At 64.7% G+C, this 7015-nt stretch carries 12 protein-coding genes; 3 read left to right on the top strand and 9 right to left on the bottom strand.

Annotated features, from left to right (window positions below; translation table 11 throughout):
* Together MKK82_RS12635 and MKK82_RS12630 are read right to left on the bottom strand one after the other, a co-directional pair.
* Positions 1-185: hypothetical protein (locus MKK82_RS12635; RefSeq protein WP_243985908.1), on the bottom strand; the 185-nt coding region annotated here is incomplete at its 3' end.
* The gene (locus tag MKK82_RS12630) at positions 185-430 is read right to left on the bottom strand and encodes a hypothetical protein (protein WP_243985907.1); all 246 of its coding nucleotides are present in this window, start codon (positions 428-430) and stop codon (positions 185-187) included. The genes MKK82_RS12635 and MKK82_RS12630, both read right to left, overlap by 1 nt.
* 203 nt (positions 431-633) lie before the next feature.
* Between MKK82_RS12630 and MKK82_RS12625 the strand changes: the two genes are divergently transcribed.
* Positions 634-1140, top strand: coding sequence for a hypothetical protein (locus MKK82_RS12625; protein WP_243985906.1), 507 nt, complete (start codon positions 634-636; stop codon positions 1138-1140).
* 121 nt (positions 1141-1261) lie between these two features.
* Here the strand turns inward: MKK82_RS12625 and MKK82_RS12620 are convergent, their stop codons facing one another.
* The 6 genes from MKK82_RS12620 to MKK82_RS12595 form a co-directional block, all read right to left on the bottom strand.
* Entirely contained in the window at positions 1262-1675 is a 414-nt protein-coding gene (locus MKK82_RS12620) for a hypothetical protein (RefSeq protein ID WP_243985905.1), read from the bottom strand.
* Between the two features lie 203 nt (positions 1676-1878).
* Positions 1879-2901, bottom strand: a complete 1023-nt coding sequence (locus MKK82_RS12615) for a site-specific integrase (protein WP_243985904.1) — start codon at positions 2899-2901, stop codon at positions 1879-1881.
* A 120-nt stretch (positions 2902-3021) separates the two neighbouring features.
* Positions 3022-3372, bottom strand: coding sequence for a hypothetical protein (locus MKK82_RS12610; protein WP_243985903.1), 351 nt, complete (start codon positions 3370-3372; stop codon positions 3022-3024).
* Positions 3372-3683 carry a ribbon-helix-helix domain-containing protein gene (locus tag MKK82_RS12605; RefSeq protein ID WP_243985902.1) on the bottom strand — a complete coding sequence of 104 codons (312 nt, stop codon included), beginning with the start codon at positions 3681-3683 and terminating at the stop codon, positions 3372-3374. Before MKK82_RS12605 ends, MKK82_RS12610 begins: the two co-directional genes overlap by 1 nt.
* Complete coding sequence (gene parA, locus MKK82_RS12600; protein ID WP_243985900.1) at positions 3680-4342, bottom strand: ParA family partition ATPase; 663 nt, start codon at positions 4340-4342, stop codon at positions 3680-3682. Before parA ends, MKK82_RS12605 begins: the two co-directional genes overlap by 4 nt.
* A 328-nt stretch (positions 4343-4670) precedes the next feature.
* Positions 4671-5159 carry a MucR family transcriptional regulator gene (locus MKK82_RS12595; protein WP_313902095.1) on the bottom strand — a complete coding sequence of 163 codons (489 nt, stop codon included), beginning with the start codon at positions 5157-5159 and terminating at the stop codon, positions 4671-4673.
* Positions 5160-5593: 434 nt separating this feature from the next.
* Between MKK82_RS12595 and MKK82_RS12590 the strand changes: the two genes are divergently transcribed.
* Both MKK82_RS12590 and MKK82_RS12585 read left to right on the top strand, forming a co-directional pair.
* Entirely contained in the window at positions 5594-6058 is a 465-nt protein-coding gene (locus MKK82_RS12590) for a MucR family transcriptional regulator (protein WP_243985898.1), read from the top strand.
* A 173-nt stretch (positions 6059-6231) separates the two neighbouring features.
* Entirely contained in the window at positions 6232-6429 is a 198-nt protein-coding gene (locus tag MKK82_RS12585; RefSeq protein WP_243985897.1) for a hypothetical protein, read from the top strand.
* 429 nt (positions 6430-6858) lie between these two features.
* On the opposite strand, the gene MKK82_RS12580 is transcribed toward MKK82_RS12585, so the two are convergent.
* A partial coding sequence (locus tag MKK82_RS12580) for a cold-shock protein (RefSeq protein WP_243985909.1) occupies positions 6859-7015 on the bottom strand: 157 nt, incomplete at its 5' end.

Here is a 7015-nt window from a genome sequence, read left to right as displayed (position 1 = left end):
ATCTCGGCGAGCAGCAATCTGATCCGGCGCACTTCGTCGTATCCGGCTTCGATTGTTGCCTGGATCAGAGCCGGGTCGGCCGGCACGAGCGCTCCATCGGCGGTTCGACGATCGAGCAGCCGCTGCATCACAGTCAAGCTCATGGCCAGCGTGTGCAGGTTGGTCGGCGTAGAACCGCCGGCCATCAGGTCCCGCTAACCGGCGGGAGGGGTGGCATCTCCGCCAGATCAAGCAGCACGCGCGCGCCTTGGATCGCCGCCACCGTCTCCACGAGCGCTCCTTGCGACCGCGCCCTGTGCTCCAGGTCCGCCAAACGGATCCCGAGTACCTCGGCCTGCCGCCGATTTTGTTCGGGGGGAAAGTCACCCAGCAGGTCGATAAGCTCGACCATGAGCGAGCGGGGAACGACCATCTCGGCAGGCGATTGCATGTGCCCAGCTCTCCGCGTCCCTAGCCAGGCAGGCTACATTACGTCGGGGATAAGAGCCCTATCAAATATTAGATCTCGATGTTAAATTCTGCCGCTGGCCCTGCAGCCTACAGAGCGCTCAAACGTACCAATCTACGCGTGTCTTTAGATGGATGTGAGACCCGCAGAGATTGTCGCGACGCGGGATGAAGACTACCTCGCAGATGGCGCTCACCGCGGCCGTCACCATCGACGTTCGGGAGGACGCCGCCGCGGCCGCATTGCAGGGGCTCGCTGCGGGCCTCCGCGTTGCGTTCCTCGACAGCCAGGCCGAGCCGGATCCGACCCGCGCCGCCTATCCATCAGCTATTTTAGAGATCCGCCAGCGTGTCGCCGATCGCGTATTTGTCTCGTATTTACGCGATCGGCGACACGCTGTTCCGGTGCTGTTACCAGCACGCCCGTCCACCCGTCGCGCTCGCGTTGATACGCCTTGTTCTCAATGGCGCCGACCCATTGTTCTTGTTGCTGTCAGGGCCTCGCACGCGCCCGCGCGTACTGCTCCGAAAACACAGGGGGGTGGCGATCCGCGATCCCCTTTAGGGCCTGCAAAAATTCGAGCCTCGATGTTTTCATTTGTATTCATCCCGCCTCGCGCGAGCGCGCGTACTGGTGCAAAAACCCCCGACCAAGCCCGCCGCCTTGAATGCCGGCCCTTTGATTTCCGTTGATTGTTTTCAAAGCCGAGCGGCAGCGCCTCGCTGAAAATCGCTACTCACGCGCTACGGCGCCGTCACCAAATGTCACCATGGCAGGACCGTGCAGCGGGGGCTCCGATGTCATCATTTGTCATCATGGCGCGGTCGCCAACCGGACCGCTGACCCCGGCCCTCGATGCGCAATCCGTTCGATCAGCCGGCGCCGTTCCAACAGCGCCAGCACCCTCGACGGGTTCACGGCTTCGCCGGCTCGCGGTCCCTGTCGGATTTGGTTGGGAGCGCGCGGGCGCAGCCTTGCCTTCTTCGCGGCAGGCCGCTCCGCGATCCGTGCCTCTAGCAGCCCCACGTGGGCGGCATACTCGCGATAGCCACGCGCCACCTGCTCGCGGCATTGGGCGAGCTGCCCGGCCTCGATGCGCTCGTAGGGGTCGATCGGCTCAGGCTCGACAAAAGGACGGCCGGTGATGCGCTCAAGGGCAGCGATGACTTCGGCCGGCGACCGCCAGCCAGGACCGCGTTCGCGTTCGAGATGTCGAAGCGTCGCCAAGATGCACCGCTGCTGCCTACCAAGCCCCCGGCTCATCTGCGGCTCCTAAGTGTAGGATATCGGCAAACCGGCACATCCCGGCGCCTCGCGCGCACGCGCGTACTGCTGGCAAAATTCCCAACGCGCCGCTGCATCGATGCTGTTTCCGCCCTGTATTATCAGAGCCGCCCCCGCGTTTTCTCGCTTTATTAAACGCGGGCCAATCACAGGAACCCGCTCACTGAGTGCCCCTTGAACGCGTTCGCCCGCCGGATGTAGCCGACCACCGTGCGCGGATCCCGGTGGCCGGACTGGTCCATGATCCGCGCGAGATCCGCCCCGCGCTCGGCCGCTGTCGTGATGTAGCCAGCCCGCAGGCTGTGCGCCCCGAACGTCGAGGCATCGAGCCCCGCGGCCGCGCAGTACCACTTGATGATGTCGGCCACGGCCTGCGTCGTGAGGCGGGGTGCATTCTTCCCGTCCGGAATAATGGTCGGGCCGCTATTATTCTGCTCCGGAATGTTTAGGCCCCGCACCCTCCCCGACCGCGACACCGGCCGGAACACCGGGCCGGTCGTGATACCGGCGGCATTCAGCCATTCCCGCACGAGCGCCACCGGCCGGATGAACCGACCGTGCGGGATGGCCTTCTCAAAGCCCCTGCCCTCCTGGTCCGTCTTGCTCCGGCGAACCGTGACCCGCAGGCCCTCGGGATCTTCGCGCAGGTCCTCGACATTGAGGGCAACCAATTCGCTCCGGCGGAACGCGCCAGCGAAGCCGAGCGCCAGCAGGGCCCGATCGCGCTTGCCCGTCAGGGTGTCTGGGCACCGCATCAAGATCGCGGTCAGAATTTCGGCCGTCGCAGCGGCCTTCTGTGTCAGGGCAACACCGACCTTACGCCGCGCGCCCTTCATGGCGGCGCGCACGCCTTCATTGTCAGTAGGGTCAGGCAGGCTTGCCAGCTTGTGGGCATGCCGGATTGCCGCCACGCGGCGGCCGAGCGTCGAGGCGGCGCGACCGCCCTCCGCTTCCGAGACGATGAAAGCGGCTACGGCCTCGGGGCTCGCTGGCAGGGACCGGAAGCCGAACCGGGCGCACCAGTCCTGAAACACCCGGGTATCGGACGTGTAGGCCCGCACTGTCGATTTCGCCTTGCTGGCCCGCTGATAGGCGCTGACTATCGAAGCCGCCTCGGCAGGTAGACCGAGGCTATCGCCGGGCGGCAGGATGACGGGCGGTTGGCTCACGTCCAAACTTCCGAGAATGACCGTTATCGCAAGTTACGTGAGATGCAGGCTTGCGGCAAGGCCGGATTGCCGGCCTGCCCACAAGCAGACACCGCGGCAGGCCGACAGGTGGGCGCGCCTTCACTTCTTCGGGCAACGCCAAGCCGTCGCCTCGTTCTGGCAGGCCCACTGATGCGCGGCCACCGCTCCTTGCAGCATGGACCCGAAACCGCCCAAGATGGCGAACGCGACGGCGAGACCTGCGATCGTCTTCTGCAAGCCCGTCAGCACGAGCGACTGCCGAACCTCAATCAGCTTGCCGTTGTAGTAGAGGCTGCCATCCTCACCGACACCGAGGAGGCCGAGCCCTTCGGTCGATATGAGGTTCACGCCGCGCGGCCAACTGGACGGCCCTGGCACGCCGCTGCGACCGAGCCGCAGATCCTCCGGAGAGGCGGCCCCTTTGATGATCGTCTCGCCGCCCAGTGTCATCACGCGATCCTCGACAAGCCGCGAGCGGCAAACACGGCGTTCAGCCCTTCCGTCAGAAGATCCTGTACCTGGGCATCCTCATCAGCCGCGATCCGCTTGAGCTGCCGGAACGCCTCGGGCGAGACATAGGCCGTCACGACACGCTTGCCCGCCCGGGTCGTGGCCTTCGGGTAGGCAGCACGCGCCGCCGGCTCGGCCGCCTTCGGTTCGGCAGGGGCGGGGGCCACGGGTGCCTCGCTGGCTGGCGGATCGTCCGCCTGAGATGTCGCTGGCGCCGCCTTCGCGCTGAACAGGCTCGGCCGCTTCGTCACGCTTGCCCTCTCATCTTCTTGCCGGATTGACCGCCTGTGGGCAGGCCCACTTCCCCGCGTGCCCACGCGAACAGCTCAGCGACTTCCTCGGCTGCCTTGCCGTCAGGCTCGTACTCGGAGGCGGTGCGGCCGTCGATCACCGCATAGCTGTAGGCCACCCGCTGATGGATGACCTGCGGCGCCACCTTGGCGCCCTGCTCCTCAAGCCCGCGCCGCGCTTCCTCAACGATGGCGCTCCGCGTCGGTGCCGAGGATAGCACCACCCATGCAGGTTTCTTGGCGATGGTCGCGAGATCCCGCGTCGCCTCAATCGCCTCCAGGTCGAAGGCCGCCGGCCGGCAGGGGATTAGGATGAGGTCGGCAGCGCGGGCAGCCGCCAGCGAGGCGCGGTCTGCGTTTGGAGCGGTGTCGATCACAAGGAGATCCGCCCCGTTCGCTCGCGCCGCGTCGACAAGCTGCGGCAGCCGCTCGGCATGGTCGCTGATCACTTCGGGCTCAGGCGCCTGTCGCTTGTCGCCCCACTTCCTGGCAGTGGCCTGTGGGTCGAGGTCAACGAGCGCCGTACGAAACCCGGCCAGCGTGCCGGCCACCGCAAGGTGGACCGAGACCGTCGATTTCCCGACGCCGCCCTTTTGGCTGATGACGGCTATTGTCCGCACGTCCGCACTCCCGCTTGGCGGCCATCCGGCTTGTCGTACTGCAGACCTGCCCACAGGCCCACGCGCCGACTCGCCTGCCATGGTTTCAGCACGGTTGGCGCCGGCTGTCTGTGTTCGTTGAGCCGCGCCCGGCCAGCTTCTCGGCCCGCCGCACTGACTGCCTGCCCACAGGCCCACATGCAGGCTTGCCCCACACTCGTCAGCGGTCATGTAGCCACCGCTAGCTGCGGCGCGGTCAGGTTGTGCGCAAGGCCGGGCGAGCCGTGATGATATGGCCGCCCGGCCGGCCTTCGTGAGCGCAATCAGTCCTGTTGCGCTGACCTCAGCCTCACTCAGCAGCCGCAGCTCCCTTCGGCTTACGAGCTTTGGAAGGCTTCTCCGCGGTCTCCGCAGACTTCCGGCGCTGTTGGCCGAGACCGAGGCTCTTGGCGAGCGCCGAGCGCGACTCGGAGTAGCTGGCAGCCACCGCTGGGTAGTCGCGTGGCAGACCATAGCGCTCCCGGTACTCGTCGATGGTCATACCGTTACCAGTAAGATGGCGCTTCAGCGTCTTGTACGGTTTGCCGTCGAGGAAGCTGATCAGCGCGTCCGGCGTGATCGACTTGCGGATCTGCGCGGGCGTCGGCTTCGCTGGACGAGGCTCGACGACAGCGGGGGAACTGCCCAACCCGGTGATTGCAGCATGTACGCTGGAGAGCAGCCCTGCCATCTCGGCGGGAGGCACGCGATTGTTCGAGACGTAGGCTGAGACGATGTCAGCAGTCAGGGCGACCAGATCCGATTGGCCCTCGCTCTGATCCGAGCCTTCATCGAGAATTTGACCATTTTCTGCCAACTTAGATCTCCTCCACCTGAAATCGGCGTCAAATACCTGGAGCTTCTTAGTGGATGGACGGCCGTAGGCAAAGGTAGCTTGAGAAGCTCGATAGATAAAATTGAGGATAATCTGAGGGCCGAATTTCATCGACACTCTAAGAAGTCGCTCGTGGCATCATGGCATGTGTGGCCTTGATCTGCCTGAGTTGCCCGCGACCAACGATGGGGCTGAGCACGCAGTTGGTGACGCGCAGTGGCTGAGCGATCTGGCTAAGCCGTAAGCCGCAGCCGGTCCCATCCTAAGCCTTGAGTAAGAACACTAAAGCAAGAGCGAGATATTGATCGCGACGGGCTTGACCGCGTTGGAAAATTCGTAATTTAGATTGGCGCCCCACCCCCCTGTTGGTGGGCTGAGTTGCACCCGGCAGAGGTACAGTGAAAGAAGAAATCTTAGGGTCTGCTCTCGACCTGACTGAGCTGGCCGGCGACATCGTTGCCGCCTACGTTTCCAACAACTCCGTGCCCATTGCTGAGCTTCCGAACCTCATTCAGAGCGTGCACAATGCTGTTCGCGGGCTGACTTCTGGTAGCGCGTTCGGTGCTGTCGCTTCAGCACCCGAAGCTGAGAAGCCGACCGCAGCCCAGATCCGCAAGTCAGTTCGGGACGACGGCATCGTCAGCTTCATCGACGGCAAGGCCTATAAGACGCTCAAGCGTCATCTGACCGCCAACGGTCACGACCCGCAGAGCTACCGCGAGCGCTACGGGCTGCCGAGTGATTATCCAATGGTCGCCGCGAGCTACGCCGAGCGGCGTTCTGCCCTCGCCAAGGCGATCGGTCTCGGTCAGCCAAGCGCCATGGCGGAGCGGCAGCCGAAGGAGCGCCACAGGGCTGCCTGAGCAAGATAGCTCCGAGGCGATATCGGCCCTGCCGTCCAATCTTATCACGGCAGGCAGGGCTTGTTGCATCTTCAGACACGTTGCGTCGTCGCCGCCGACCTGATCCTACGCGAGATCCGGAACGTGCTGGCCAAAACGATGCCGAAGAAGCCGAGGCGTCGGAGACGAAAGGTATGAGCGAGCCCGAGCCGAACCACGAAATCGTCGTCGCCTGCCTGATGCGGCAGCTTTACGGTTTCGCGCAGGGCCTGAGCCTCAACGAGGCAACCTTGCGCGACATCGTCGAGCGCGTGATCGCCGACATGCCGCTGACGCCGGACGACGACCGTCTGGCCCGGGCTCGCAACTGGATGCTGATCGCGTCGGCGTAGCGTCCCGCCTGGCTGATGCTGATCAGGCTAGGATGTGCTCGATCAACTCCCGGTTCGCGCGGATGAACACGATGCTCCGTTCGATCTCCCGCAGTGCCTTCACGGCGAAAGCCCGTGTATCCGTGCCATCGACCAGGTTGTAGACGACACGGGCTTGATGGTCCCGGCGCCGTTCAGCTTCGGCGAGATCCTGCTTGCCTTGGCGAGCAAGACATGTAGGTGTGCATCGGACGGCTTCGGCATAGTGGTTACACTGCCCCATCCAAAGCGTTGGCCCCGCCGCCCGATCTGATCACGGGCTGGCGGGGCTCGATGCCGTTCCTCACGGCGATGAGCCAGATACGCGACTCGGCCCGAGAGGCAGGATGAGCGAGGGTGGTTAGCTAGGCTTCAACGCTCGCCCGCGAGACGATCCCGGATCGGGAAGGCTCAGGCGCTCTTCAGGTTGGCGGCGCTTTCCTTACCGCTGCGCCGGTCGGCCTCGACGTCGTAGGAGACCTTTTGCCCTTCGATCAGGCTACGCATGCCGGCCCGCTCGACAGCCGAGATATGGACGAACACGTCCCTGCCGCTGCCGTCATCGGGC

Origin of the sequence: Methylobacterium sp. E-046 (genome assembly GCF_022829625.1) — a bacterium.
Lineage (GTDB): Bacteria > Pseudomonadota > Alphaproteobacteria > Rhizobiales > Beijerinckiaceae > Methylobacterium > Methylobacterium longum.
This window is presented reverse-complemented; position numbering and strand designations above follow the sequence as displayed.

Bases quoted from the DNA above. Each gene is read 5' to 3' on its own strand.
- MKK82_RS12630 (WP_243985907.1), bottom strand. From the start codon at position 430: ATGCAATCGCCTGCCGAGATGGTCGTTCCCCGCTCGCTCATGGTCGAG.
- MKK82_RS12625 (WP_243985906.1), top strand. From the start codon at position 634: ATGGCGCTCACCGCGGCCGTCACCATCGACGTTCGGGAGGACGCCGCC.
- MKK82_RS12610 (WP_243985903.1), bottom strand. From the start codon at position 3,372: ATGACACTGGGCGGCGAGACGATCATCAAAGGGGCCGCCTCTCCGGAG.
- MKK82_RS12585 (WP_243985897.1), top strand. From the start codon at position 6,232: ATGAGCGAGCCCGAGCCGAACCACGAAATCGTCGTCGCCTGCCTGATG.